At 71.7% G+C, this 24005-nt stretch carries 28 protein-coding genes and 1 pseudogene; 9 read left to right on the top strand and 20 right to left on the bottom strand.

The annotated features are described in order from the left end of the window. Positions 1-156: 156 nt before the first annotated feature. The 7 genes from BLA60_RS29040 to BLA60_RS29010 all read right to left on the bottom strand — a co-directional run bounded on the left by BLA60_RS29040 (position 157) and on the right by BLA60_RS29010 (position 5972). Positions 157-678, bottom strand: coding sequence for a YflT domain-containing protein (locus BLA60_RS29040; RefSeq protein WP_075136188.1), 522 nt, complete (start codon positions 676-678; stop codon positions 157-159). 56 nt (positions 679-734) lie between these two features. After that, on the bottom strand, positions 735-1532 hold the full coding sequence (locus BLA60_RS29035) for a hypothetical protein (RefSeq protein ID WP_075136187.1): 798 nt from the start codon (positions 1530-1532) through the stop codon (positions 735-737). A gap of 105 nt (positions 1533-1637) precedes the next feature. Beyond that, positions 1638-2834 carry an acyl-CoA dehydrogenase family protein gene (locus BLA60_RS29030; RefSeq protein ID WP_075136186.1) on the bottom strand — a complete coding sequence of 399 codons (1197 nt, stop codon included), beginning with the start codon at positions 2832-2834 and terminating at the stop codon, positions 1638-1640. An 81-nt stretch (positions 2835-2915) separates the two neighbouring features. Next, a complete protein-coding gene (locus tag BLA60_RS29025; RefSeq protein WP_154814682.1) occupies positions 2916-3095 on the bottom strand; it encodes a hypothetical protein in 180 nt (59 codons plus the stop codon). A 119-nt stretch (positions 3096-3214) separates the two neighbouring features. Next, a complete protein-coding gene (locus BLA60_RS29020; RefSeq protein ID WP_075136184.1) occupies positions 3215-4009 on the bottom strand; it encodes a slipin family protein in 795 nt (264 codons plus the stop codon). A 53-nt stretch (positions 4010-4062) separates the two neighbouring features. After that, positions 4063-4917 carry an HpcH/HpaI aldolase/citrate lyase family protein gene (locus BLA60_RS29015; protein ID WP_075136183.1) on the bottom strand — a complete coding sequence of 285 codons (855 nt, stop codon included), beginning with the start codon at positions 4915-4917 and terminating at the stop codon, positions 4063-4065. Beyond that, on the bottom strand, positions 4914-5972 hold the full coding sequence (locus BLA60_RS29010) for an HpcH/HpaI aldolase/citrate lyase family protein (protein WP_075136182.1): 1059 nt from the start codon (positions 5970-5972) through the stop codon (positions 4914-4916). Before BLA60_RS29010 ends, BLA60_RS29015 begins: the two co-directional genes overlap by 4 nt. A 93-nt stretch (positions 5973-6065) precedes the next feature. On the opposite strand from BLA60_RS29010, the gene BLA60_RS29005 reads away from it, so the two are divergent. From BLA60_RS29005 to BLA60_RS28995, 3 genes are read left to right on the top strand one after another with little or no spacing between them, the layout of a single operon-like run. After that, positions 6066-6923: an aminoglycoside phosphotransferase family protein gene (locus BLA60_RS29005; RefSeq protein WP_075136181.1), complete on the top strand. Its 858-nt coding sequence runs from the start codon at positions 6066-6068 to the stop codon at positions 6921-6923. A gap of 30 nt (positions 6924-6953) precedes the next feature. Continuing rightward, positions 6954-8267 carry a magnesium transporter MgtE N-terminal domain-containing protein gene (locus BLA60_RS29000; protein ID WP_170108418.1) on the top strand — a complete coding sequence of 438 codons (1314 nt, stop codon included), beginning with the start codon at positions 6954-6956 and terminating at the stop codon, positions 8265-8267. Further along, entirely contained in the window at positions 8260-8790 is a 531-nt protein-coding gene (locus BLA60_RS28995) for a DUF1003 domain-containing protein (protein WP_075136180.1), read from the top strand. Before BLA60_RS29000 ends, BLA60_RS28995 begins: the two co-directional genes overlap by 8 nt. A gap of 4 nt (positions 8791-8794) precedes the next feature. Here BLA60_RS28995 and BLA60_RS28990 read toward each other — a convergent pair whose 3' ends face one another. Then, complete coding sequence (locus tag BLA60_RS28990) at positions 8795-9283, bottom strand: MarR family winged helix-turn-helix transcriptional regulator (protein WP_075136179.1); 489 nt, start codon at positions 9281-9283, stop codon at positions 8795-8797. Between the two features lie 59 nt (positions 9284-9342). Between BLA60_RS28990 and BLA60_RS28985 the strand changes: the two genes are divergently transcribed. Then, positions 9343-10488, top strand: coding sequence for an Mrp/NBP35 family ATP-binding protein (locus BLA60_RS28985; RefSeq protein WP_075136178.1), 1146 nt, complete (start codon positions 9343-9345; stop codon positions 10486-10488). Between the two features lie 84 nt (positions 10489-10572). Here BLA60_RS28985 and tatB read toward each other — a convergent pair whose 3' ends face one another. Genes tatB through sigE form a run of 4 tightly spaced genes read right to left on the bottom strand, consistent with a single transcriptional unit; the run spans position 10573 to position 13771 of the window. Beyond that, positions 10573-10983: a Sec-independent protein translocase protein TatB gene (tatB, locus tag BLA60_RS28980; protein WP_075136177.1), complete on the bottom strand. Its 411-nt coding sequence runs from the start codon at positions 10981-10983 to the stop codon at positions 10573-10575. Between the two features lie 51 nt (positions 10984-11034). Continuing rightward, complete coding sequence (locus BLA60_RS28975; RefSeq protein WP_075136176.1) at positions 11035-12528, bottom strand: S1C family serine protease; 1494 nt, start codon at positions 12526-12528, stop codon at positions 11035-11037. 56 nt (positions 12529-12584) lie between these two features. Further along, the gene (locus tag BLA60_RS28970; RefSeq protein ID WP_154814681.1) at positions 12585-13178 is read right to left on the bottom strand and encodes an anti-sigma factor family protein; all 594 of its coding nucleotides are present in this window, start codon (positions 13176-13178) and stop codon (positions 12585-12587) included. After that, positions 13175-13771, bottom strand: a complete 597-nt coding sequence (sigE, locus tag BLA60_RS28965; protein WP_075136175.1) for an RNA polymerase sigma factor SigE — start codon at positions 13769-13771, stop codon at positions 13175-13177. Before sigE ends, BLA60_RS28970 begins: the two co-directional genes overlap by 4 nt. Positions 13772-14016: 245 nt before the next feature. Between sigE and BLA60_RS28960 the strand changes: the two genes are divergently transcribed. After that, positions 14017-14667, top strand: coding sequence for an O-methyltransferase (locus BLA60_RS28960; RefSeq protein WP_075136174.1), 651 nt, complete (start codon positions 14017-14019; stop codon positions 14665-14667). A gap of 31 nt (positions 14668-14698) precedes the next feature. Here the strand turns inward: BLA60_RS28960 and BLA60_RS28955 are convergent, their stop codons facing one another. Both BLA60_RS28955 and glgC read right to left on the bottom strand, forming a co-directional pair. Continuing rightward, entirely contained in the window at positions 14699-14998 is a 300-nt protein-coding gene (locus BLA60_RS28955) for a hypothetical protein (RefSeq protein ID WP_075136173.1), read from the bottom strand. Between the two features lie 37 nt (positions 14999-15035). Then, positions 15036-16253: a glucose-1-phosphate adenylyltransferase gene (gene glgC / locus BLA60_RS28950; RefSeq protein WP_075136172.1), complete on the bottom strand. Its 1218-nt coding sequence runs from the start codon at positions 16251-16253 to the stop codon at positions 15036-15038. 46 nt (positions 16254-16299) lie between these two features. On the opposite strand from glgC, the gene glgA reads away from it, so the two are divergent. Further along, positions 16300-17457 (top strand): glycogen synthase, encoded by a 1158-nt coding sequence (gene glgA / locus BLA60_RS28945; RefSeq protein WP_075136171.1) that lies wholly within the window; start codon positions 16300-16302, stop codon positions 17455-17457. 70 nt (positions 17458-17527) lie between these two features. Beyond that, a pseudogene (locus tag BLA60_RS46450) lies at positions 17528-17878 on the top strand (GtrA family protein); the annotation flags it as partial. Between the two features lie 14 nt (positions 17879-17892). On the opposite strand, the gene BLA60_RS28935 reads toward BLA60_RS46450, so the two are convergent. After that, positions 17893-19491 (bottom strand): leucyl aminopeptidase family protein, encoded by a 1599-nt coding sequence (locus tag BLA60_RS28935; RefSeq protein WP_084735341.1) that lies wholly within the window; start codon positions 19489-19491, stop codon positions 17893-17895. Between the two features lie 49 nt (positions 19492-19540). After that, positions 19541-19708 carry a DUF3117 domain-containing protein gene (locus BLA60_RS28930; protein ID WP_075136168.1) on the bottom strand — a complete coding sequence of 56 codons (168 nt, stop codon included), beginning with the start codon at positions 19706-19708 and terminating at the stop codon, positions 19541-19543. A gap of 183 nt (positions 19709-19891) precedes the next feature. Here BLA60_RS28930 and BLA60_RS28925 point away from each other — a divergent pair, with 183 nt between their 5' ends. Next, positions 19892-20692, top strand: coding sequence for a PaaX family transcriptional regulator (locus BLA60_RS28925; RefSeq protein WP_075136167.1), 801 nt, complete (start codon positions 19892-19894; stop codon positions 20690-20692). Between the two features lie 19 nt (positions 20693-20711). Next, entirely contained in the window at positions 20712-21491 is a 780-nt protein-coding gene (locus BLA60_RS28920) for an enoyl-CoA hydratase-related protein (RefSeq protein ID WP_075136166.1), read from the top strand. A 3-nt stretch (positions 21492-21494) separates the two neighbouring features. Here the strand turns inward: BLA60_RS28920 and BLA60_RS28915 are convergent, their stop codons facing one another. From BLA60_RS28915 to BLA60_RS28900, 4 genes are read right to left on the bottom strand one after another with little or no spacing between them, the layout of a single operon-like run. Next, positions 21495-21695, bottom strand: a complete 201-nt coding sequence (locus BLA60_RS28915) for an exodeoxyribonuclease VII small subunit (protein ID WP_075136165.1) — start codon at positions 21693-21695, stop codon at positions 21495-21497. Further along, entirely contained in the window at positions 21692-22129 is a 438-nt protein-coding gene (locus BLA60_RS28910) for a sugar ABC transporter substrate-binding protein (RefSeq protein WP_075136164.1), read from the bottom strand. The genes BLA60_RS28915 and BLA60_RS28910 overlap by 4 nt, the downstream gene beginning before the upstream one ends. Next, the gene (gene xseA / locus BLA60_RS28905) at positions 22110-23378 is read right to left on the bottom strand and encodes an exodeoxyribonuclease VII large subunit (protein WP_075136163.1); all 1269 of its coding nucleotides are present in this window, start codon (positions 23376-23378) and stop codon (positions 22110-22112) included. Before xseA ends, BLA60_RS28910 begins: the two co-directional genes overlap by 20 nt. Further along, complete coding sequence (locus BLA60_RS28900) at positions 23371-23988, bottom strand: lipid droplet-associated protein (RefSeq protein WP_075136162.1); 618 nt, start codon at positions 23986-23988, stop codon at positions 23371-23373. Before BLA60_RS28900 ends, xseA begins: the two co-directional genes overlap by 8 nt. Positions 23989-24005 lie beyond the last annotated feature (17 nt).

Raw genomic sequence — 24005 nt, 5'->3', positions numbered from 1 at the left:
GCACGGGAGGGCAGGGCAGGAGAACCGCCGTTACCCAGCACCTCCACCTGCGTCGGGACGCGTGCCCGACCCCTGATGCGTCGGTTCACCGAACGTAAGCCCGCAGGTCACGGGCCGCAATTCAGGCGCGGAGGGCGCGTGCGGCGGAGTGGTCGGTCAGTCCGTCCGGGGGCGCATGGCGAGCTTGGCCAGCAGGTCACGGCCCTTCTCGGCGTTCCTCGGCTGGGCGAGGACGTCGTAGCGGCCGGCGACGAGCTGGCTGGCCGAGGCGATCTCCCGGCCGGCGCTGCGGGTCGTGGCGTACCCGACTGCGGCGAAGATCAGGCCGAACACCACGCCGGCCGACAACCCGACCAGGATCGGTGCGAAGGACATCGGCGCCGGGTTGAACAACCCGAGCAGCAGGCCGACGAACAGGCCGAACCAGGCCCCGGACAGCGCGCCGGTGCCCAGTACCTTCGGCCAGCTCAGCCGGCCGATCACCCGTTCGACCAGCATCAGGTCAACGCCGACGATGGTGACCTCCTGCACCGGGAACTCGTTGCCGGCCAGGTACTGGACCGCCTGGTGGGCCTCCTTGTACGTGCCGTAGGACCCGATCGGCCACCCCGACGGCGGCGTGGGCACCTTGGGAAGGTTCTGACTCCCGCGACCCGCTCCGGAAAACGCACCCGTCACCGTTGCTCACCTCGTTCAGCAGTTGACACCATCCTGCCAATTGCACGGCAGCCGTGCTAATCCCACGCCCGGTCCACGTCGTAGAGCATGTCGGCGTACTCGTTCGAGGAGTAGTCGACCATGCCGGTCCCGTCGTAGTGGGCGACCGGTTCGACCACGCCGTCCGGGCGCCACCAGAACACCCGGTGGCTCAGCCAGTGGGTGCTCTCCCGGTGCCACTCGGCCGCGATCTGGGCCATCTCCTCCAGCGCCCGCTCGGTCTGGCGCCGCTCCCGCACGACGTGGAAGACGAGCCCCTCGCGGGAGGGCATCGCGACCAGCGCGCCGTGGGGTGTCTCGGTCAGCCCGGTCACCGCCTCGATGACCCACCCGAGCACCAGCACCATCGAGCCGACGTACACCGAGCCCTGCAACACGTACACGCCGTCGGACTCGGCATAGCTGTCGGGCAGTTCCCGGGTCAGGTTCACCAGCCCGGCGTCGGCCAACTGGTCGAGCCCGTGCCGGTGCACGTGCTCGTCGTTGATGGTCACGACCGCGTCGGGCAGGTCCAGGGCGAGCAGCAGCACCAGTCCCGGCACGAACTCCACCGCGTACTCCGGCAGCTCGGCCGGTGGTGCCGGCGGCACCATCAGCCGCTGGTAGACCTTGTCGAGCAGGTCCTCGGTCGGACCGGTCAGCTCGACGTGGTCACGGGTTCCCAGCTCCAGGACCTGCTTGAGGTAGTCGTCGACGACGTCGGGCCACTGGCCGGCGGGGACGTCGGCGACCAGCCCGGACAGCGTGTCCAGACCCAGTTCGAGCTCCTCGGGGTGCAGTACCTCGACGCGGTCGTCGTGGACGACGACCTTCATACCTATGAACGCCGGGCTTCGCCGAACCAGGTTCCGCAGGCGTTCGTGCTGGGAGATGGTCAGTGGGGGCATCGGCCAGACGGTACAAGGCCGGCCGGTCGCCGCTCAGCCCTTTGATCGATATTCGCGCAGCAGGCCCCGGCTGATGATGGTCTTCTGGATCTCGCTGGTGCCCTCGCCGATCAGCAGGAACGGGGCCTCGCGCATCAGCCGCTCGATCTCGTACTCCTTGGAGTAGCCGTAGCCGCCGTGGATGCGGAAGCTGTCCTGGGTGACCTCGGCGCAGTACTCGGAGGCGATCAGCTTGGCCATGCCGGCCTCGACGTCGTTGCGCGCGCCGGAGTCCTTGAGCCGGGCGGCGTTGACCATCATCAGGTGCGCGGCCTCGACCTTGGTGGCCATCTCGGCGAGCTTGAACGCGATCGCCTGGTGCTCGGCGATGGGCTTGCCGAAGGTCTGGCGCTGCTGGGCGTAGTCGACGGCCAGTTCGAAGGCCCGGATGGCGATGCCGCAGGCGCGGGCGGCGACGTTGACCCGGCCGACCTCGACGCCGTCCATCATCTGCGCGAAGCCCTTGCCGGTGGTGCCGCCGAGTACGGCGGTGGCCGGGATCCGGTAGCCGTCGAAGACCGCCTCGGTGGTGTCGACGCCCTTGTAGCCCATTTTGTCGATCTTGCCGGGGATGGTGAGGCCGGGGGCGACCTCGCCGAACCCGGTCGGCTTCTCGACCAGGAACGCGGTCAGGTTCTGGTGGGCCTTGGCCGCGCCCTCGTCGGTCCTGACCAGCAGGGCGATCAGGGTGGAGCTGCCGCCGTTGGTGAGCCACATCTTGGCGCCGTCGATGACGTAGTCGTCGCCGTCACGGCGGGCGCGGGTCTTGATGGCGGCGACGTCGGAGCCAAGGTCGGGCTCGGACATGGAGAAGCTGCCGCGGACGTCGCCGGCGGCCATCCTGGGCAGCAGGTCGCGTTTCTGCTCCTCGGTGCCGTGGTGGCGGACCATGTGCGCGACGATGAAGTGGGTGTTGATCACGCCGGAGACGCTCATCCAGCCCCGGGCGATCTGTTCGACGACCAGGGCGTAGGTGAGCAGGGACTCGCCGAGCCCGCCGTACTCCTCGGGGATGGTGAGCCCGAACAGGCCCATCTCCTTCATCCCGTCGACGATGTCCTGGGGGTAGACGTCGCCGTGTTCGAGTCGTTGGGCGTGCGGGATGATCTCCTTGTCGACGAAGTCCCGCACCGTCGCGAGGATCTCCTGCTGCACGTCGGTCAGTCCGGCGGTCTGGGCGAGGCGGGCCATACCGGTCAGTATCGCTCGGTTAACGCTCGTTCGCGTCGGGGAAGTGGGCGGGACCACGTCGGAAGAATCACGGGTCGGCGATCAGCTGGCGCGGGCCTCCAGTTGGGAACCGCCGCAGCCTCGGCAGTCGTCGGCGAGCACGTAGACGTCCTGGCCACAGCGGTGGCAGGAGCGGAAGCTGCGCTCGAAGAGGTCGTCGCGGGTCGACGTGCGACCGAACAGGCCTCTTCGGCCCTCCTTGACAACTCGGTGCTTTGCCATGAGGAACACTCTTGCCTGCCGGGGTAGGTCAACGGCAAGTGCCATCACGTTATCTGTGCGTTATATCACTGCAACCTTCGACGGCCTGTGACGTCCATCTGACGGAACGTATATTTCGGTCACTGATCGTGACTGGCAGGCCGCGGAGCTGGGGTGTTCGGCGCCGACTCCCGCGAGTTCTCGAGAAATCGGAGCAATTCGACCGGGAACGGGAGCACCAGCGTCGAGTTCTTCTCGGCCGCCACCGCCACCACCGTCTCCAGCAACCGCAGCTGCAACGCGGCCGGGGTGTCGGACATGACCCGCGCGGCGTCGGAGAGCTTGCGCGAGGCCTGGAACTCGCCGTCGGCCGAGATCACCCGCGCCCGCCGGTCCCGCTCGGCCTCGGCCTGACGCGACATCGACCGCTTCATCGACTCCGGCAGGGCGACGTCCTTGATCTCCACCCGGTCGATGTGGATGCCCCAGTCCAGCGCCGGGGTGTCGATCATCAGCTCCAGGCCCTGGTTGAGCTTCTCCCGGTTGGACAGCAGGTCGTCCAGGTCGCTCTTGCCGATGATCGACCGCAGCGAGGACTGGGCGACCTGACCCACCGCGAACCGGTAGTCCTCCACGTTGACGATCGCCGCCACCGGGTCGATGACCTTGAAGTAGACCACCGCGTCCACCCGCACCGTCACGTTGTCCCGGGTGATGCCCTCCTGCGCGGGCACCGGCATCGTCACGACCTGCAGGTTCACCTTCTCCAACCGGTCGGCGACCGGGGCGATGAGCGCCAGACCCGGCCCCCGGGTCCGTTCCAGGACCCGACCCCAGCGGAACACCAGCCCGCGCTCGTACTGGCGGATCACACGAACACTCGTGCTGGCCCAGATCCCCAGCAGGACCAGCACGGCGACCACGACGAACAGCATCTCCGGGCACCTCCTGCCCCCTGCCACCGATGCTACGCCGCTGGTCAGAGGGGTCAGGCGAGGTTCGCGACCGCCTCGGCGAGCGCCAGCACCCGGCGCGCGTTCTCCACGTGCAGGTTCTCGATCATGCGGCCGTCGACGGTGGCCACGCCCCGCCCGTGCGCCTGCGCCGCCGCGAACGCCTCGATCACCCGGCGCGCGTGCGCGACGTCCTGTTCGGACGGAGCGAACGTCCGGTTGCACGGCCCGATCTGTCCAGGGTGGACCAACGTCTTGCCGTCGAAGCCGAACTGCTTGCCCTGCAGGCACTCCTGCGCGAACCCGACGTCGTCGCGGACGTCGTTGTAGACCCCGTCGAGGATCACCCGACCGGTCGCCCTGGCCGCCAGGACACACGTCGACAGCGGGCCCAGCAGCGGCGCGCGGCCGGGGACCTGGTCGGCCAGCAGTTCCTTGGCCAGGTCGTTGGTGCCCAGCACCAGCACGGTCAGCCGCTCGCTGGCCGCGGCGATCTCCGCGCAGCGCAGCACCGCGACCGGGGTCTCGATCATCGCCCAGATCTTCGTGCGGTCGGGGGCGGCGGCCAGCGCACGCTCGATCGCGTGCACCTCCTCGACCGAGTTGACCTTGGGCACCACAACCGCGTCCGGCCCGGCGGCCGCGACCGCCGCCAGATCGTCCTCGTGCCACGGCGTTCCCCGGCCGTTGACCCGGATCGTGACCTCACGGTCGCCGTAGCCGCCCGAGGTCGCCGCGGCGCAGACCCGCTCGCGGGCGGCCGGCTTGGCGTCCGGCGCGACGGCGTCCTCCAGGTCCAGGATCAGCGCGTCGGCCGGCAGCGACCTCGCCTTCTCCAGCGCGCGTTCGTTGGCGCCCGGCATGTACAGCACCGACCGGCGGGGCCTCATGCCGACACCGACCCGTAGGCGGCGGCGAGTTCCGGGTCGCGGGCGGCGAGGTCGTCGGCCAGCGAGGCGATCACCTGGCACTGCTTGACCGTCGCGTCGTCCTGCATCTTCCCGTCGATCATGACCGCGCCGGTGCCATCACCCATCTCGGCGATCACCCGACGGGCCCACGCGACCTCCTCCGGTGACGGCGAGAAGACCTTCCTGGCGATCGCGATCTGCGCCGGGTGCAGGCTCCACGCGCCGACACAGCCCAGCAGGTAGGCGTTGCGGAACTGGTCCTCGCAGCCCACGGTGTCGCGGATGTCGCCGAACGGTCCGTAGTAGGGCAGGATCCCGGCCTCGGCACAGGCGTCGACCATCCGCGCGACCGTGTAGTGCCACAGGTCCTGCTGATAGGTCAGGCGTCCCTCGTTCAGGTCGTCGCCCGTCGGGTCCGATCGCACCAGGTAGCCGGGATGCCCGCCGCCGACCCGGGTCGTCTTCATCCGCCGGGACGCGGCCAGGTCGGCCGGGCCCAGCGAGATGCCCTGCATGCGCGGGCTGGCCAACGCGATCGCCTCGACGTTGGCCACCCCGGAGGCGGTCTCCAGGATCGCGTGCACCAGCAGCGGCCGGCGCAGGCCGGCACGCGCCTCCAACTGGGCGAGCAGCCGGTCCACGTAGTGGATGTCCTCCGGACCCTCGACCTTCGGCACCATGATCACGTCCAGCTTGTCGCCGACCTCGGTCACCAGCGTGATCAGGTCGTCGAGCGCCCACGGCGAGTCGAGGCTGTTGACCCTGGTCCACAGCTGGGTGTCACCGAGGTCGGCCTCGCGGGCCACCCGCACCAGCCCGGCGCGGGCGATCTCCTTGCGGTCGGCGGCCACCGCGTCCTCGAGGTTGCCCAGCAGCACGTCGGCCTTGGTGGCCAGATCGGGAACCTTGGCGGCCATCTTCTCGTTGCCCGGGTCGAAGAAGTGGATCATCCGGGACGGCCGCTGCGGGATCTGGCGGACCGGGTCCGGCGCGCCGACCGCCAGCGGGCGGAAGAAGTCCTTCGGTGACCGCATTCGTGCCTCCAAGCCCGGGTGCTACCTGCGGCTCACCCTAGGGCGCGAGCGACCCACGTGCGGCGCTCGTGTCGCCAAGACCACGCTGGAGGGATGACGGTGCGCGTGCCACCCCGCTTCACCGAGCGCCTGATCGAGGCCCTCGGCGAGCCGGCGCGGCGCTGGAGCGAGCGGCTGCCGGCGCTGGCCGGCCGGATGCTCGACCGCTGGTCACTGCGCCCCGACGGCGAGGCGCTGCACGGGTTCACCGCACTGGCCCTGCCGGTGCGCCGCGCGGACGGCACCCCGGCGATGCTCAAGCTGATGTGCCCCAACGAGGAGGGCGAGCACGAGGCCCTCGCACTGTCCATCTGGAACGGTCAGGGCGCGGTCCGGCTGCTGGCCTACGACCCGCACGACTGGGCGCTGCTGCTCGAACGCCTCGACGAGCGCCGCAGCCTGCGCGACGAGCCGATCGACGAGGCGGTCACGCTGCTCGCCGGCTTCCTGCGCCGCCTCGACGTGCCGGCGCCGCCGGCCGTGCGCACGCTGCGCTCGGTCGCCGCCCGCTGGGAACGGGAACTGGCCGCGCACGCCCACGAGCGGGTGCCGTCCCGGTTCGTCGACGCCGCCATCGCCCACTGCGCCGAACTCGGCCCGCGCGCCGGCGACCGGCTGGTCAACGAGGACCTGCACTACGACAACGTGCTCGCCGGCACCCGCGAACCGTGGCTGGTGATCGACCCCAAACCGATCGCCGGCGACCCCGAGTTCGCACTGATCTCCTTGCTGTGGAACAGGTTCGACGGCCGGCCAGCCGAGCGGCTGACGACCGTGTGCCGCCTGGCCGGGCTCGACGCCGACCTCGCCCGCCGCTGGACGCTCGTCCGCGCCGTGGAGACCTGGGCCGACGGCCCCGAGTTCCCCACCGCCGACCGGTGCGCGGCGATCGCCGAGTCCGTCATCGAGTGATCCGCCCGCCGGGCGGATAGCCTGACCGACGTGGGCTCCGTGAGCAGGGTGTTCGTCGCACAGCTGGCCGGGTTGCCCGTCTACGGGCCGGACGGCGAGTCGATCGGCAAGATCCGGGACGTGGTCGTCACGTTACGCACCGACCGCCAGCCGCCCCGGGTACTCGGCACGGTCGTCGAACTGGTCACCCGCCGGCGGATCTTCGTGCCGATGCTGCGGGTCACCTCGATCGACGCCACCGCCGTGACCCTCGCGACCGGCTCGGTCAACCTGCGGCGGTTCAACCAGCGACCCAACGAGATCCTCGTCGTCGGCCAGCTGCTCGACGCGCGGGTCACCGTCGAGGAGGACGGCACCAGCGCGGTCGTGGTCGACGCGGCGATGGAGCTGACCCGCACCCGCGACTGGCTGCTCGGCCGGGTCGCCGTGCAGCCGCGCACCGGGCGGCTCGGCCGGCGCGGGCCGGTGCGGGTGGTGCGCTGGGAGCAGGTGCGCGGCCCCGGCGTCACGGAGCTCGCCCAGCTGCCGCAGGGCACCGCGCAGCTGCTGACCGTCTTCGACTCGATGCGCGCCGCCGACGTCGCCGCCGCGCTGCGCGACCTGCCGGCCAAACGCCGCTACGAGGTGGCCGACGGCCTGGACGACGAGCGGCTGGCCGACGTGTTCGAGGAGCTGCCGGAGGCGCTGCAGAAGGACCTGCTCGCCCACCTCGACGAGGAACGCGCCGCCGACATCCTGGAGGCGATGGACCCCGACGACGCCGCCGACCTGCTCGGCGTGATGTCCGAGCTCGACCAGGACCGGCTGCTGGAGCTGATGGAGGCCGAGGACTCCGACCCGGTCCGCCGTCTGCTGGCCTACTCGGCCAACACCGCCGGCGGCCTGATGACCCCCGAGCCGATCGTGCTGACCCCCGACGCGACGATCGCCGAGGCGCTGGCCATGGCACGCAACCCGGACATCACGCCGGCGCTGGCCAGCATGGTGTTCGTCTGCCGGCCGCCCTCGGCCACCCCGACCGGCCGCTACCTGGGCTGCGTGCACCTGCAACGGCTGCTGCGCGAGCCGCCGGGGGGCCTGGTCGCCGGCGCGCTGGACACCGAGCTGGCCACGCTCGGCCCCACGACCCAGCTCGCCGACGTGACCCGGTACTTCGCCGCCTACGACCTGGTGTGCGGGCCGGTGGTCGACGACACCGAGCACCTGCTCGGCGCGGTCACCGTCGACGACGTGCTCGACCACCTGCTGCCCGCCGGCTGGCGCGACGACGGGGCCTGGGCACCGAGCCCACCCCCGAGCCCGTCCCCGAGCCAAGGGTCGAGTCAGGGGCCGGCCCATGCCTGAGCCGCGGCGGCGGCGCCTCGACCAGCCGCGTTCGGCCAGCCGGCTGCGGTGGCGGGTGTCGCTGGACCCGGAGATGTTCGGGCAGGTGTCCGAGCGGCTGGCCCGGTTCCTGGGCACCGGCAAGTTCCTGTTCTGGCAGACACTGCTCGTGGTCACCTGGATCGCGTTGAACCTGTTCGCGATCACCCTTCAGTGGGACCCGTATCCGTTCATCCTGTTGAACCTGGCGTTCTCCACCCAGGCCGCCTACGCCGCGCCGCTGATCCTGCTGGCGCAGAACCGGCAGGACCAGCGTGACCGGGTGTCGCTGGAGGAGGACCGGGCGCGGGCGGCCCAGACCAAGGAGGACACCGAGTTCCTCGCCCGCGAGCTGGCCGCGCTGCGGTTGGCCGTCGGCGAGGTCGCCACCCGGGACTACCTGCGCGGCGAGCTGGAACGCCTGCGCAAGGATCTGCGCAAGGACATACGCCACCGTCCCGACGGCTCGCAGGACGACTCCCGCGCCGAGTCCCGCGCCGACTAGCTGACTAGCTGTCGGCCAGCCGGGCGCACAGCTCACCGAACTCGGCGAGCTCCTTGGCGTCGAAGTGGTCGATGAAGTGGCGAACGACACCACCCAGGTGCGTGCGCGCCGCCTGACGCAGGGTGTCGACGCCCTTGGTGGTGAGCACGGCGACCACGCCCCGGCCGTCGCCGGTGAACCGTTCCCGGGTCACCATCCCCGCCACCTCAAGCCGATCCACCAGCCGAGTGACACCCGATCGGGACAGCAGGACGGCGTCGGCCAGCTCGGCCATCCGCAGCCGGCGTTCGGGGGCCTCGGCCAGCTGGACCAGCACGTCGTAGCCGCCGAGGGACAGCGGATGCTCGGCGACCAGCTCGCTCTCCAGGACACGGACGAGCCGCGCGTGTGCCCGGAGGAACGAACGCCACGCGTCGACTTCGCTCCCGGTCGGTAACCGGTTCACGGCTGGCTCCACCACTCCTGTGATGTTACGGAAGGCTCGTGTCCACATGCACCGTTGCGGTATCGGTCACCGGAACGGTTGTCGAAGGTAACCCGTAGCATGAATCTGTGACGACCAGCGAGCCAACTCGGGTTCCCGACGTCGAGGCCGTGCGTGCGGCGCTGGCGGGAGTGCAGGACCCGGAGATCCACAAGCCCATCACCGATCTCGGCATGGTCAAGGACGTGACCATCGGCGAGAACGGCGCCGTCAACGTGGAGATCTACCTGACGGTGTCCGGCTGCCCACTGCGGGACAAGATCACCCGCGACGTGACCGAGGCGGTGTCGGCCGTCGACGGTGTGCGCGAGGTCACTGTCGCCCTGGACGTGATGAGCGACCAGCAACGCACCGACCTGCGCCGCAAGCTGCGCGGCGACGCCGAGGAACCGAAGATCCCGTTCGCCGAGCCCGGCTCGCTGACCCGGGTCTACTGTGTCGCGTCCGGCAAGGGCGGCGTCGGCAAGTCGAGCGTCACGGTGAACCTCGCCGTGGCGATGGCCCAACGCGGCCTGTCGGTCGGCGTGGTCGACGCCGACATCTACGGCCACTCCGTCCCCCGCATGCTGGGCGTCGACAGCCGCCCGACCAGGGTCGAGAAGATGATCATGCCGCCCGAGGCCAACGGCGTGAAGGCCATCTCGGTCGCCATGTTCACCCAGGGCAACACCCCGGTCGTGTGGCGCGGCCCCATGCTCCACCGAGCCCTCCAGCAGTTCCTCGCCGACGTCTTCTGGGGCGACCTCGACGTACTGCTGCTTGACCTGCCCCCCGGCACCGGCGACATCGCCATCTCGGTGGCCCAGCTGATCCCGAACGCCGAGATCCTCGTGGTCACCACCCCGCAGCAGGCCGCCGCCGAGGTGGCCGAGCGGGCCGGCGCCATCGCCTCCCAGACCCGCCAACGCCTGGCCGGCGTCATCGAGAACATGTCCTGGCTCGAACTCCCCGACGGCACCCGCATGCAACCCTGGGGCTCCGGCGGCGGCCAGACCGTCGCCGACTCCCTCACCACCGCGATCGGCGCGCAGGTCCCCCTGCTCGGCAACGTCCCCATGGACCCCCGCCTGGTCCAGGCCGGCGACAACGGAACCCCGCTGGTCACCTCCGTCCCGGACGCCCCGGCCTCCCAGGTCCTCACCGAGATCGCCGGCAAGCTCACCACCCGCGCCCGCGGCCTCGCCGGCCGCATGCTCTCCGTCTCCCCAGCCTGACCTCGACGAACAGGACAGGGCCGGCCCCACGGGGCCGGCCCTGTTCACGTCGTGCCGCGTCCCCGCACCGGGACGAGCCCCGCCTCAGGTGGCGTCGGGGTCGTACGGGGGGTTCTTGGTGGAGGTGGCCGGCGGGGTCGGGTCCTCGCGTGTGCGGCCCTCGCCAGGAGGGCCGGCCGGGGGTGGGGTGTGGCCGTTGGGCTTGGTGGCGTGGCCGTTGCCGGTGTCGACGTCGTCGAACAGGTGGCGGGTGACGGCGCGGCGCGGGTCGAAGTTGCGGAGTTGCTGCAGGTCTTCGAGGGGTTTGCGCAGCTCGTCGAAGTCGTCGCCCATTTCGTTGCGGAGTTGGTCGCGGGCGCCGGTGGCGTACTCGCGGACCTTGCGGACGTTGCGGCCCAGCCACGCGGCGGCCGACGGGAGACGCTCCGGACCCAGGATGAACAGGCCGGCCACCACGATGACGAGGATCTCGGCCCAGCCGATGCTGTCGAACACTGTGGCCTACCTCCACCGAACGGATGACACACCAGGGACCAGCGTAGCCAATCAGTCGGACCGCAGGGTGACCTGAACCGTCAGCTCCCGGCCGCTCCTGGCCAGCACCACCGGCACACGCTCGCCGATGTCGTGCAGCCGGACCACCACGATCAGCTCCGCCGCGTCCGCGATGTCCCGGTCGCCGACCTTGCGGATCACGTCGCCCTGCTTGATACCGGCCTCGGCGGCGGCGCCGCCGTCGCGGACGTTCTGGACCCTGGCGCCGTCGGCGGTGTCGGCCGACACCGAGGCGACGTTCACACCCAGGTCGGCGTGGTTGACCTTGCCGTCCCTGATCAGCGCCTCGGTGATGCCGCGCGCGTAGTCGATCGGGATGGCGTAGCCGAGGCCGACGCTGCCGGTGCTCCCACCGACCGTCTGGATCGAGGAGTTGATGCCGATCAGCGCACCGGTCGAGTCCACCAGCGGGCCACCGGAGTTGCCCTGGTTGATCGCCGCGTCCGTCTGGATCGCGTCGTAGGCCGCCGGTTCGCCGCCCTCGCCGGCCAGCACCGGGCGGTTCAGCGCGCTGACGATGCCCTGGGTGACCGTGTCGTCCTGGCGCAGCGGCGAGCCGATCGCGATGACCGTGTCGCCGACCTCCAGGTCGCCGGAGCGGCCCAACTGGATGACCGTGGGATTGCGCACCTCGACCTTGATCACCGCCAGGTCGGACTTGGCGTCCTTGCCGACCAGCTTCGCCTCGGCGCGGGTGCCGTCGATGAACCGGACGGTGATCGGCCGGCCCTCGCCGGCCGCGCCCACCACGTGCTCGTTGGTCAGGATGTAGCCGTTGCTGTCGATCACCGCGCCGGAGCCGACGGTGCCCTCGTTCGCGTTGATCCGCACCTCGATGGTGACCACCGCCGGCCGCACCTGACGCGCGATGTCGGCGACCGAACCGGCCGGGCGTTCCTTGCTCCCCGACACCTGGGCCAGCGACACGTCCTGGTTGAGCTTCTCGCCGCCGCGCCCCAGGTACCAGCCGACGACCCCGCCGGCCGCGCCGATCAGCAGCGACACCAGCGCCAGGGTGAGCAGCGCGCGCACCCGCACCCGCCGCCCGAAGATCACCTCGGGCAGGCTGAGCAGCTCGCCGGCCGGGCGGTCCTTGGGGTCCTCGTCGTCGCCGGTGTCCTCGCCCAGGGCCGGCGGGCCGATCATCGCGCCGGCCGACGGGTCACGCCACGGGTCGGCGGCGGCCTCGTCGTCCCACGGGTCGACCCCGGCGGGGCCGTCCTCGGTGGGGGGGCGTTGGAGCAGTTCGGTGGCGCCGGCCGGTCGGCCGAACGCGCCGGCCAGCGACTCGGCCACCGGCGGGGCGGCGCGCAGCTCGCCGAACGCCGCGCGGGCGCCGGCCGGGCCGCCGGGCTGGGGGGAGAACGGGCCCTCGACACCGGAGGGCCGGCCGAACACCGCCGCGCTGGACGGGTCGACATCCGGACGGTCCAGCGGACGCGGCCCGAGCCTCGGTGCACCGTGGGGTGAGTGCTGGTCGTTCATCGCTGCTCAGCCTGCCTGACGAGCGGTGAAGTCGGCGTAGCGACGAAAAGGGGGTGTCAGCGGCCGGCGGTGTGCAGCACGTAGCCGGCCTGCTGGATCTGGTCGGCGTCGGCGACCGCTGGCCGGTCGGGCTGGTTGCCGACCGCCGGGCGGGGCTGCTCGTCACCGCCGGTGCTCACCAGCGCGAGCGCGCCGAGCACCAGGCCGGACACGACGACACCGGCGCCCTGGGCGGTGCGCCGGGACGGCCGGCGACCCAGAACGGCCCGGCCCTCACCGAGTTTGGCGGACGAGCCGAGTGGCGCGCTGGCCCCGAAAGGGGTCGGCGCCCGTTCCGGCCGCTGCACCACCACGAGCTGCCCGTCGTCGCTGACCGCGAGGCCGTCGGGCGTGGCCGGCATCTCGACCTGCTGCGGGATGGCCCGCAGGGCGGCGAGCAGACCGGCCGGGACGACCGGCGCGTCGGCGGACTGGACGGCCGAGGCGGCCTGCCGCTGCGCGACGATGTCGGCGAGGCAGTGCGGGCACCTGGCCATGTGCGAGGCCGCACGGTCGTGCGCCGTCGCCGACAGTTCACCGTCGACGAAAGCCACCACGACGTCCGGCAGAAGATGCTGTTCGGACAGACCCCAACCGCGCTCGTCGGTCACGACCTACCCTCCCGTACGAGTTCCCTGCGCCGCTCCAGCGACGCCCGCAGAGCCTGGCGCCCCCGGTGGATCCTGCTTCGAACAGTACCCAACTTCACGCCGAGCGTGGCGCCGATCTCCTCGTAGGACAGGCCTTCCACGTCACAGAGCACGACGGCGGCCCGGAACTCCGGGGGCAGTTCGTCGAGCGCGGCCTGCAGGTCGGGGTCCAGATGGGTGTCGACATAGACCTGCTCGGGGCTCGGGTCGTCGCCGGCGAGCCGGTCGGTGTCCTCGGGCAGGCCCTCCATGCGCAGCCGCGAGCGGCGGCGGGCCATGTCGAGGAACAGGTTGGTGGTGATGCGGTGCAGCCAGCCCTCGAAGGTGCCCGGCTTGTAGCTCGACAGCGACCGGAAGACCCGGATGAAGGTCTCCTGGGTGAGGTCCTCGGCGTCGTGGGCGTTACCGGTCAGGCGGTAGGCGAGCCGGTAGACGCGGTCGGCGTGCTCGCGCACGACCTCGTCCCACGACGGTGGGGTCCAGGCGGACTCCTCGTCCAGCTGGACCGGTTGCACTGGTTCGACCACGGCGGTGCCGCTCGGCTGTGTCTGCATCGGGCGAGTAGCCACCTCCCTGGGGCGATCCGCCCCACCACCCTGCTCAACGTTGGCAACGCCCATCGTGTTCCCACCCCTGCCGTCGCGGTTCGGACTTCCTGTACCGCTCTTGATCCCCTGGCAAACCTGATACTGCTGTCCCCTGATGTGAACGTAGTGAGAGACGGCTGAGAGGCGGCTGAGAAATGCGGCGTTCTCGTCTTGCGCCCGATTCCGGCCCGCGAACGCTAATCTCACACGTCGTGGCAGCCGATACGCCGACGATCGACTCGGACGTGCTCAGCGCGTACGTCGAGGGGTTCGTCTCCGAGGACGACGCGCTGGTCAGCGCCCGGAAACGGGGCGTCGAGCTCGGCTGCTCGCCGATCTCACCGCTGGGCGGGGCCGCGCTGCGTCTGCTGGCGACCACGCTGCGCGCCAGGGCCGTCGTCGAAATCGGTACCGGATCGGGTGTCAGCGGGTTGTACCTGCTGCGGGGGATGGCCCCGGACGGGGTCCTGACCTCGATCGACGTCGAGCCGGAGTTCCAGGGCGCCGCCAAGCGGGCGTTCTCCGGGGCCGGGATGGGCCCCGGCCGGGCCAGGCTGATCATGGGCCGGGCGCTGGAGGTGCTGCCCCGGCTGACCGAGGAGGCCTACGACCTGCTCTACGTCTCCGGGTCCCGCCAGGAGTACCCCGGCTACCTGGAGCAGGGCGTGCGGCTGCTGCGGCCCGGCGGCGTGATCGCGTTCGACAACGTGCTGCTGGCCGGCCAGATCACCAACCCCGCGCGCCGCGACCCGGAAGCGGTCGCGCTGCGTGAGGTCATCCGCACGGTACGCGAGGACGACCGGCTGGTGCCCGTCCTGCTGCCTCTCGGCGACGGCCTGCTGGTCGCCGCCAAAGCACACTGACCCAGGCGCACTGACCCGGGCACACTGAGCGTTACTGGTCGCCGCTCTCCGAGGCCACGAACCCGCCGACCAGGGCACCGACGCCCAGGCCGATGATCACCACGGCCCAGCCACTGGCACCCCAGTTCGACTCGCCCTGCCACCAGCCCCAGAACGCACTGGTGACCAGGCCGAACGGGGTGAACGCGACCAGGCCGCCGATCAGCCCGGCGCCCAGCCGCAACCCGGTCCGCTTGCGGCCGGCCTTGCCGCCGGCGCGCGCGTCGGCGACCGGGGACATCTGCCACATGGAGCGGAACGGGTCCTGCTCGGGCGGCGGTTGCGGCTCCATGGCTCCACGGTATTCCGCCGCGCCCCCGAACGGGGAACTATTCGGCGCGTTCGCCCTTCCCGAGCACGACCACGCCGCCCGGGCTGACCGTGTACCGCTCGCGGTCGGCGGCCAGGTCGACGCCGACGCGCGCGCCGTCGACCACGGTGACGTTCTTGTCCAGGATGGCCCGGCGCACCACCGCGCCCCGCCCGACCCGCACCCCCGGCAGCAGCACGCTGCCCTCGACCGTCGCCCCGTCCTCGATCTTGACGTCCGCGCTGATCACCGAGTCCTTGACGAACGAGCCGGAGATGATCGACCCGGGCCCGACGATCGACTCGACGGCCGTGCCGGTGTTGACGAACTTGGCCGGCGGCAGCGGCGGTGTCGCGGTCCGGATCGGCCAGCGGTGGTTGTAGAGGTTGAACACCGGGTGCACCGACACCAGGTCCATGTGTGACTCGTAGTAGGCGTCCAGGGTCCCGACGTCGCGCCAGTAGCCCCGGTCGCGCTCGGTGGCGCCGGGGACCTCGTTGTCGTCGAAGTCGTAGACCATCGCGCCGCCCTCGGCGACGAGCATCGGGATGATGTCGCCGCCCATGTCGTGCATCGACTCGGGGTTGGCCGCGTCGGTGCGCAGCGCGTCGAGCAGCACGTCGGTGCGGAAGACGTAGTTGCCCATGGACGCGAACGTGACGTCCGGGTCGTCGGGCACGTGCGGCGGCTCGGCCGGTTTCTCCAGGAAGCGGGTGATCCGCGCGTCGCGGTCGGAGTCGATGCAGCCGAAGGCCTTGGCCTCGGTGCGCGGCACCCGGATGCCGGCGACGGTCACCCCGGCGTCGGTGTCCATGTGCTGGCGCACCATCTGCGAGGGGTCCATCCGGTACACGTGGTCGGCGCCGAAGACCACGATCTGGTCGGGGCGCTCGTCGTAGACCAGGTTCAGCGACTGGTAGATGGCGTCGGCGCTGCCGGTGTACCAGCGGGGGCCGAGCCGCTGCTGGGCGGGCACCGGGGTGATGTACTGGCCGAGCACGCTGGACAGCCGCCAGGTGGTGGAGATGTGCCGGTCCAGCGAGTGCGACTTGTACTGGGTCAGCACGCACAGCCGGTGGTAGCCGCCGTTGACCAGGTTCGACAGCACGAAGTCGATCAACCGGTAGTTGCCCCCGAAGGGCACCGCCGGCTTGGCGCGGTCGGCGGTCAGCGGCCAGAGCCGCTTCCCCTCGCCGCCGGCGAGCACGATCGCGAGCACGTTGGGCTGGCCCTTCACGTGCTGACCCTAACCGCGTGCCGGTGATCGGGGCTACCTTGCGAAGGTGCGACTCGGACTGGTGACGCGGGAGTACCCGCCGGAGGTCTATGGCGGGGCCGGCGTGCACGTCGAGTTCCTGGTCCCCCGCCTGCGGGAACTGATCGACGTGGACGTGCACGCGTTCGGGGCGCCCCGGTCGGCCGACGGCGTGCGCTCGCACGGGCCGACCGGCCTGGAGCACGCCAACGCAGCGCTGCGCACGCTGTCGGCCGACCTGTCGATGGCCGCCGCCCTCGACGGCGTCGACCTGGTCCACTCGCACACCTGGTACGCCAACTTCGCCGGACATCTGGCCAAACTCCAGTACGGCGTGCCGCACGTGGTCACCGCGCACTCGCTGGAGCCGCGCCGGCCGTGGAAGGCCGAGCAGCTCGGCGGCGGCTACCGGATCTCCTCGTGGGTGGAGCGGACCTGCTTCGAGGCGGCCGACGCGGTCATCGCGGTCAGCGAGGCGATGCGCGCCGACGTCCTGGACTGCTATCCCACGCTGGACCCGGGCCGGGTGCGGGTGGTGCACAACGGCATCGACTCCGCCGCCTACCACCCGGTCACCGAGGATGACGCGTTACGCCACTACGGCGTGGACCCCGATCGCCCGATCGTGGTGTTCGTCGGCCGGATCACCCGGCAGAAGGGCCTGTCCCACCTGATCGCCGCCGCCCACCACCTCGACCCGGCCGCCCAGGTCGTGCTCTGCGCCGGCGCCCCGGACACGCCCGAGATCGCGGCCAGCACCCAGGCCGAGGTCTCCGAGCTGGCCAGGGCCCGCGAGGGCGTGGTGTGGCTCCAGAAGATGCTCCAGCCGGCGGAGGTCCGCCAGCTGCTCAGCCACGCGACGGTGTTCGTCTGCCCGTCGGTCTACGAGCCGCTGGGCATCGTAAACCTGGAGGCGATGGCCTGCGGCACGGCCGTGGTCGCCTCCGACGTCGGCGGGATCCCCGAGGTCGTCGAGGACGGCGAGACCGGGCTGCTCGTCCACTACGACCCGACAGACGAGTCATCCTTTCGGGTGGACCTGGCCACGGCGGTGAACGCACTGGTCGCCGATCCGTCCCTGGCCGCCCGGTTCGGCGCGCGGGGCCGGGCGCGCGCGGTGCGCGATTTCTCCTGGGAGATCGCGGCGGCCCGGACGGTCGAGGTCTACGGATCGGTGCTCCCCTGAGACGAGTTCCGGGTCGATCTCAGGGCCATTCCTGAGAGCGGGTTCAGCCGCCGGCGGCTAACTTGGCCGTGTGGCTCAGACATCCCCGGCACCCAGGCTCCGGATCCGCTTCGCGCGGTTCTCGGTGGCCTCGGCGATCGCCACCGGGATCAGCCAGCTCGTGCTGCTGACCGTCTACTGGGTCGGCTGGAGCGAGGACGCCACGGCGGCCAGCACGATCGCGTTCCTGGCCGGCTCGGTGCCGCACTTCCTGATGGTCCGCTACTGGGCCTGGGCCGACACCGACCCCGGCCGCCTGCGCCACCAGCTCACCACCTACTTCGCGGTCACGCTGCTCAGCGGGGTCGCCTCGATCGGCCTGACCACCGTCGCCGAGCAGGCGCTCCTGCCGCTGGTCGAGGACCAGGGGTGGCGCGCGGTGATGCTGGTCGGCAGCTACCTGGCCGCCAGCGGCCCGGTGTTCCTGGTCAAGTTCGCGCTGTTCGACCGCGCGTTCGCCTCGCGCCGCCCGTACCCGGCGGCCAGCTCCACCAGGGTCCGTGCGGCGAACCCGGTCGCCCCGGCGGTCACCTCGTCGTAGGTCCGCTCGGCGCGGGCCGGCCCGGCGATGTCCAGGTGCGCCCACGGCAGCCCGCCGGTGAACTCCCGCAGGAACATCGCCGCCGCGATCCCTCCCGGCCCGGTCGGGCACTGTGCCCCGTCGGCGAGGCGGCTGTGCACCGACTCGGCGAACTCGTCGGCCACGGTGTCCGCGTCCGAGGCCAGCGGCATCCGCCACCAGCGTTCCCCGGCGGCGACACCGGCCGCGTCGACCCGCTCCCACACGTCGTCCTGGCTGGCGAACGCGCCGCCGGTGCGCAGGCCGAGCGAGACCTTCATCGCCCCGGTCAGCGTGGCGACGTCGACCACCAGGTCGGGCCGCAGCCGCTCGACGGCGTAGGCCAGCGCGTCGGCCATGACCATGCGGCCCTCGGCGTCGGTGTTGGTGACCTCGGTGGTCCGCCCGCCGTAGTGGCGCACGACGTCACCGGGCCGGTAGGACGACCCGGAGACCTGGTTCTCGGCACACGGGACCAGCCCGGTCACCCGCACGTCCGGGGCCAGTTCGGCCAGCGCGGTCACCGCCGCGATCACCGCCGCCGCGCCGGACATGTCGGTGCGCATCAGGTGCATGCCGTCGGCCGGCTTGATCGACAGGCCGCCGGTGTCGAACGTGATGCCCTTGCCGACCAGCACGACGTGCGGCGCCCCCCGCCGCCCGCCCAGCTCCATCTCGACGAACCTCGGCGGCCTGGCGGACCCGCCGCCGACCGCCAGCACCCCGCCGAAGCCCTGCTCGGCCAGCCACCGCTCGTCGCGCACGGTCACCCGCAGGCCGGGCGCCCGGCCGGCGACCCGCTGCGCCGTGCGGGCCAGCCAGGCGGGGTCCTTGACGTTGGACGGCGTGTTGGCCAGGTCCCTGGCCAGCCCGGTCGCGGCGGCCAGCACCGAGGCCCGCCGCACGGTGTCGGCGGTGTCGCGCTCGTCGGTCACCAGCCGGATCGTGCGCAGCCGGGGCGGCGCCGGCTCGCCGGTGACCTGGTAGTCGTAGCCGCCCAGGCGCAGGCCGAGCACCAGCGCGGTGACCTCGTCGGCGCCGAGACCGGGCGGCGGTGCCAGCGCGAGGACGGTGTCGGCGGATCGTCCGGCGGGCCGTCCGGTGTCGGCGGCGGCGGTCCGGGCGGCGATCCGGGCGTTGGCCGCGCGGGCCAGCGCGGCGCCGGCGGCACGCCAGTGACCGGGTTCCCCCTTCCCGGTCCCGACCACCCAGGCGACCCCGGAGCCGGCGGGCCCGGGGTGCACCTCGCCGGCCTTGCCGGTGTGCCCGACGGCGTCGAACCACTCCGTGGTCAGCGCGTCCCGCCCGCCGACCACCACCTCGACGGTGTCCGTGCCCTCAGCGGTGACCACCGCGACGGGGGTCCCCCGCCGGGGGGCGGTGATCGTCTCCACCTCGGGAAGTGCCGTCGGCAGGACGGGTACCGACGTGTGCACCAGACCTCCACACTCGAGGACCGCGGGCCCTCCACTCAGGACAGGCGGGTCAGCCGGCCGCGACCTTCAACGCGTCACCCAGGGCGCTTGCCTCCTCCGCCGACATCTCGACGACGAGGCGCCCACCACCCTCGAGTGGGACGCGCATCACGATGCCCCTGCCCTCCTTGGTCACCTCGAGGGGACCGTCACCGGTCCGGGGCTTCATGGCCGCCATAGCGTGCTCCCTCCGTCATAGCCTGCCGCTCCGGACGGGGCCAACCGGCCGAAGACGGTGACATTCTCCCCTATGGCATCTCAGCGGTGAAATCGAACCGATCAACTGCGTGTCGATGACCGGCCCTTATGCCGGTGAAACCCCCTGGCGCGGGGCCGTGGTCGGCTGGGAGACTCGGAGATCGTGCGAGCCAGGTCCGCGCTGTTCGACGTCTACGGCAGCTACCTCAGAGCCCGAGGTGGTGAGGCCGCCATCGCCGCGTTGGTGCGGCTGCTCGAGCCGCTGGGCTTCGAGGCGCCGGCGATCCGCACGGCGGTGTCCAGAATGGTGCGTCAGGACTGGCTGCGCCCGGTCCGGCTGGCGGAGGGCCCCGGCTACGCCCTGACGGCCAGGGCCGAGCGGCGCCTGGACGAGGCCGCCGCCAGGATCTACCGCACCAGTCCCTCTACATGGGACGGCAGGTGGCAGGTGCTGGTCCTGGAGGAGCTGCCGACCCGCACGGCCCGCGACCGCCTCGACTCCTCGCTGCGCCTGTTCGGCTACGGTCCGCTGGGGCCCACGACCTGGGTGGCCCCCCGCCCGTCGACGGAGCTGCCGGAGATCCTGGCCGCCGAGGGCCTCGCCGGCCGCACCTTCTACGGCGAACACGACGGCGACGACGCCGAGCTGGCGGCCAGGGCCTGGGACCTGGACACCCTGGGCGCCGACTACGCCGCGTTCGTCACCGAGTGGCGGCCCGTGCTGTCCGCAGTGGACGGATCGGTCCCGGCGGAGGCGTTCGCCGCGTCCCAGGGCCTGCTGCACGCGTGGCGCCGCTTCCTGTTCCGCGACCCCGGCCTGCCCCCGTCGCTGTTACCGGCGACCTGGCCCGGCACCGAGGCCGCGGCGTTCTTCGACCGCGAGACCGCCCGCCTGGCCCCCGCGGCCGAGTCGTTCCTCACCGACTGTCTCAACCGAGGTAACCGAGCGCGATCCAGCGCCTGACACGTGGAGGTAGTGGCCTGTGGCCGTCCTGCTGGTCGACGACAGTGACGGGGTCCGGACGCTGACCCTGAACCGGCCGGAGTCGTTCAACTCCCTGACCGTCGAGCTGAAGGAACAGTTGCTGGCGGCCCTGACCGACGCCGGGGCGGAGCCCACCGTGCGCTCGGTCGTCCTCACCGGCGCCGGCAAGGCGTTCTGTTCCGGCCAGGACCTCAAGGAGCACGTGGCGGCGCTGCGCGACGAGGACCCCGAGCCGTTCCGGACCGTCGCCGAGCACTACAACCCGATCGTCCGAGCGATCACGACCATGCCCAAGCCGGTGATCGCCGCGGTCAACGGGATGGCGGCCGGGGCGGGAGCGTCGTTCGCCTACGCCTGCGACCTGCGGGTCGCGGCCCCGACGGCGAAGTTCCTGATGGCGTTCGCGACCATCGGCCTCACCGCGGACTCCGGTGCGTCGTGGACCCTGCCACGGCTGATCGGCTACGGCCGGGCGATGGAGATGATGTTGTTGGCCAGGCCCGTGGTGGCGGAGGAGGCCCTGCGGTTGGGCATGGTCACCCAGGTCGCCGACGACGCGCTGTCGACCGCCCACGAGTTGGCTTCCCGGATGGCCGCCGGGCCCACCACGGGGTACGCGCGGATCAAGGAAGCCGTGCTTTTCGCCGCCGGGGTCGAGTTGGCGGCGGCATTGGACGGGGAAGAGGCTGGGCAGCGTTCCCTCGGCGGATCGCCTGACCATCGGGAAGCTGTCGAGGCTTTCGTTTCCAAGCGGGAGCCGCGGTTTGTCGGACGGTGATTCTCACTCGGATTCAACAGAGGCGAGAGCGGATTCGACCCGCTCCCGAGCCCCGGCCAAATGCCGTTCACACAGCTTCGCCAACGCCTCACCACGCTCCCACAACCCGAGAGAGTCCTCCAGGGACAATCCCCCGGCCTCCAGCCGAGCCACCACCTCGGCCAGCTCGTCCCGAGCCTGTTCGTAATTCAGATCGTCGGTCACTGGACGTGCGTCTCCAATCGCGAATGCGAGTTCACCAGCACCGTAGCGACCGCCTGGTCGTATCCCACGAACGCCTCCGCGAACTCCGCCCCGTCACGTTCGGCGACGGCTTCCTCGATGCGTTCCAGCGCGCTGGACACCCGCTCCCGGTGTTGCGATCCGCGACCGAACCACCACCGTGTTCCCGCGTACACCGACGTCACCTCCGACAGTTCCCGCAGGCGGTTGGGCAGCGCCCGCCGGCCGGGTGCGTCGCAGCCGGCGCACAGGGCGGCCCAGCATTCAGCGGCCGCCGCGTCGGCGCGACGGGCACGGTCGCGGACGAGTTCGGCGGTGGCGCGCAGGGTCGGGGTGCGGGCCATCGCCTCGGCGACGGCGTAGGTCGCGCTGATGGTCAACGGCAGGAAGGTCGGGTCACGCTCCAGTCTCGGCACCGTTACCTCCGCTCGCGCCGGTCACGGTCGCGTGCACCGCGCCGTCCGACACCCGGACCCGGAGGTGGGCACCGTCGGGGGCCTGCGCCACCGAGCGGAGCACCAGCGGGGTCCCGTCGTCGTCGACGCGCTGTACGACCGCGTATCCGCGGGCAAGCGTGGCGGCTGGTCCCAACGTCGTCAAGCGGGCACCAGTGTGGTTCAGGTTGGCGGTCTCGGTGGCGAGCAGGCCGCGCACCGACCGGCGCGAGCGTTCCACAAGGGCGGTGACCTGCGCACTTCGTTGTTCCAGTGGGCTGAGTGGGTCGCGCAGGACCGGTCTGCTGCGCAGGGCGTCGAGCAGGCGGCGTTCACGATCCACCCAACCGTGGAGGGCGCGGCGAGCACGGTCGCGCAGTTGGCGGACCCGCGCCGCCTCCTCGACGATGTCGGGCACGACGCGTTTGCCGGCGTCGGTGGGGGTGGAGGCGCGGACGTCGGCGACGTGGTCGAGCAGCGGGGTGTCCTGCTCGTGGCCGATCGCCGAGACGACCGGGGTGCGGCAGCGGGCGACCTCGCGCAGCAGGGTCTCGTCGGAGAAGGGCAGCAGGTCCTCGACACTGCCGCCGCCCCTGGCGATCACGATGACCTGCACGTTCGGGTCTCTGTCCAAAGAGGACAACGCGTCGATGATCTGCGGCACCGCCAGCGCGCCCTGCACGGCCACGTTCTCCACCCGGAACCGGACGTCGGGCCAGCGGGCGCGCGCGTTGGTCAGCACGTCCTTCTCCGCGGCCGAGGCGCGGCCGGTCACCAGGCCGACCGTGTGCGGCAGGAACGGTGGCCGCCGCTTGCGCCTCGGGTCGAAGATCCCTTCCGCGGCAAGGAGTTTGCGCAGCCGCTCGATCCGCGCGAGCAGCTCGCCGATCCCGACCGCACGGATCTCGTCGGCCCGCAGCGACAACGTGCCCCGGCCGATGAAGAACGCCGGCCGGGCGTGCACGACGACCCGGGTCCCGTCGCGCAGCGGCTGGTCGCGCAGCAGCCCGGTGGCGCAGGTGACCGTCATCGACACGTCGGCCGCCGGGTCCCGCAGGGTGATGAACGCGGTGCCGGTGCCCGGCCGGTTGGAGATCTGGGTGACCTGCCCCTCGACCCAGACGTCCCCGAGCCGGTTGATCCAGTCGGCGATCTTGCGGGCGACCGTGCGGACCGGCCAGGGGTGCTCGGGGGTGGTGGTGGGGGTGGGTGTCGGGTTGGCCTCAGTCACCGCTGTCGCGCACCGTCGCGATCCGGCGTGTCAGCATCCCGACGAACGACGGCCGGTTGCCGTGGGCGCGCTCGTACTCCAACAGCTCGGCGAGCTCGTCGACCGAGAACCGGCGCAGCCGCGCCCGCAGCTGCGGCAGCGACAGCGCGTCGTAGTTCTCCGCCTCGGCGAGGTCCCGCGCGTCGGCGTCGGTCCGCGCCGCCACCGCCCGCTGCTCGGCCACCCACGGGTCGGCCGGGGCGAACCCGTTGGTCCGCTCCTCGAGATCGGCGTCCTCCTCGGAGACCCGGTCGAACGCGGACCGGCGGTCCGGGCGGACGGGCTCGTCGTCGAACTCGTCGTCGAACTCGGTGTTCCTGTCGTTCTCGATGTCCTCGTCGAAGGTGGCCCACTCCGGGTTCTCCTCGACCGGGCTCAGGCTGGACAGCACCTCGTCGCCACGAATGGCCAGTTCGGTGACCTGTTGCTGGACGCGCATGGAGACCTGGAGCGCCTGGCTGGCGACGGTGACCGGCAGGCCGGCCAGCTTGGCGGGCAGGGCCATTGCCTGCTCCACGGCGGTGGCGGCGAGCCCGGCCGCCACGCGCACCGGTAGCGGGATCGACTTCATGGGTTACAGCGTGCCTC

Origin of the sequence: Actinophytocola xinjiangensis, from assembly GCF_001921215.1 — a bacterium.
GTDB classification, from domain to species: Bacteria; Actinomycetota; Actinomycetes; order Mycobacteriales; family Pseudonocardiaceae; genus Actinophytocola; species Actinophytocola xinjiangensis.
Note: the sequence above shows the minus strand (reverse complement) of the source record. Positions and strands in the feature narration are given on the sequence as shown.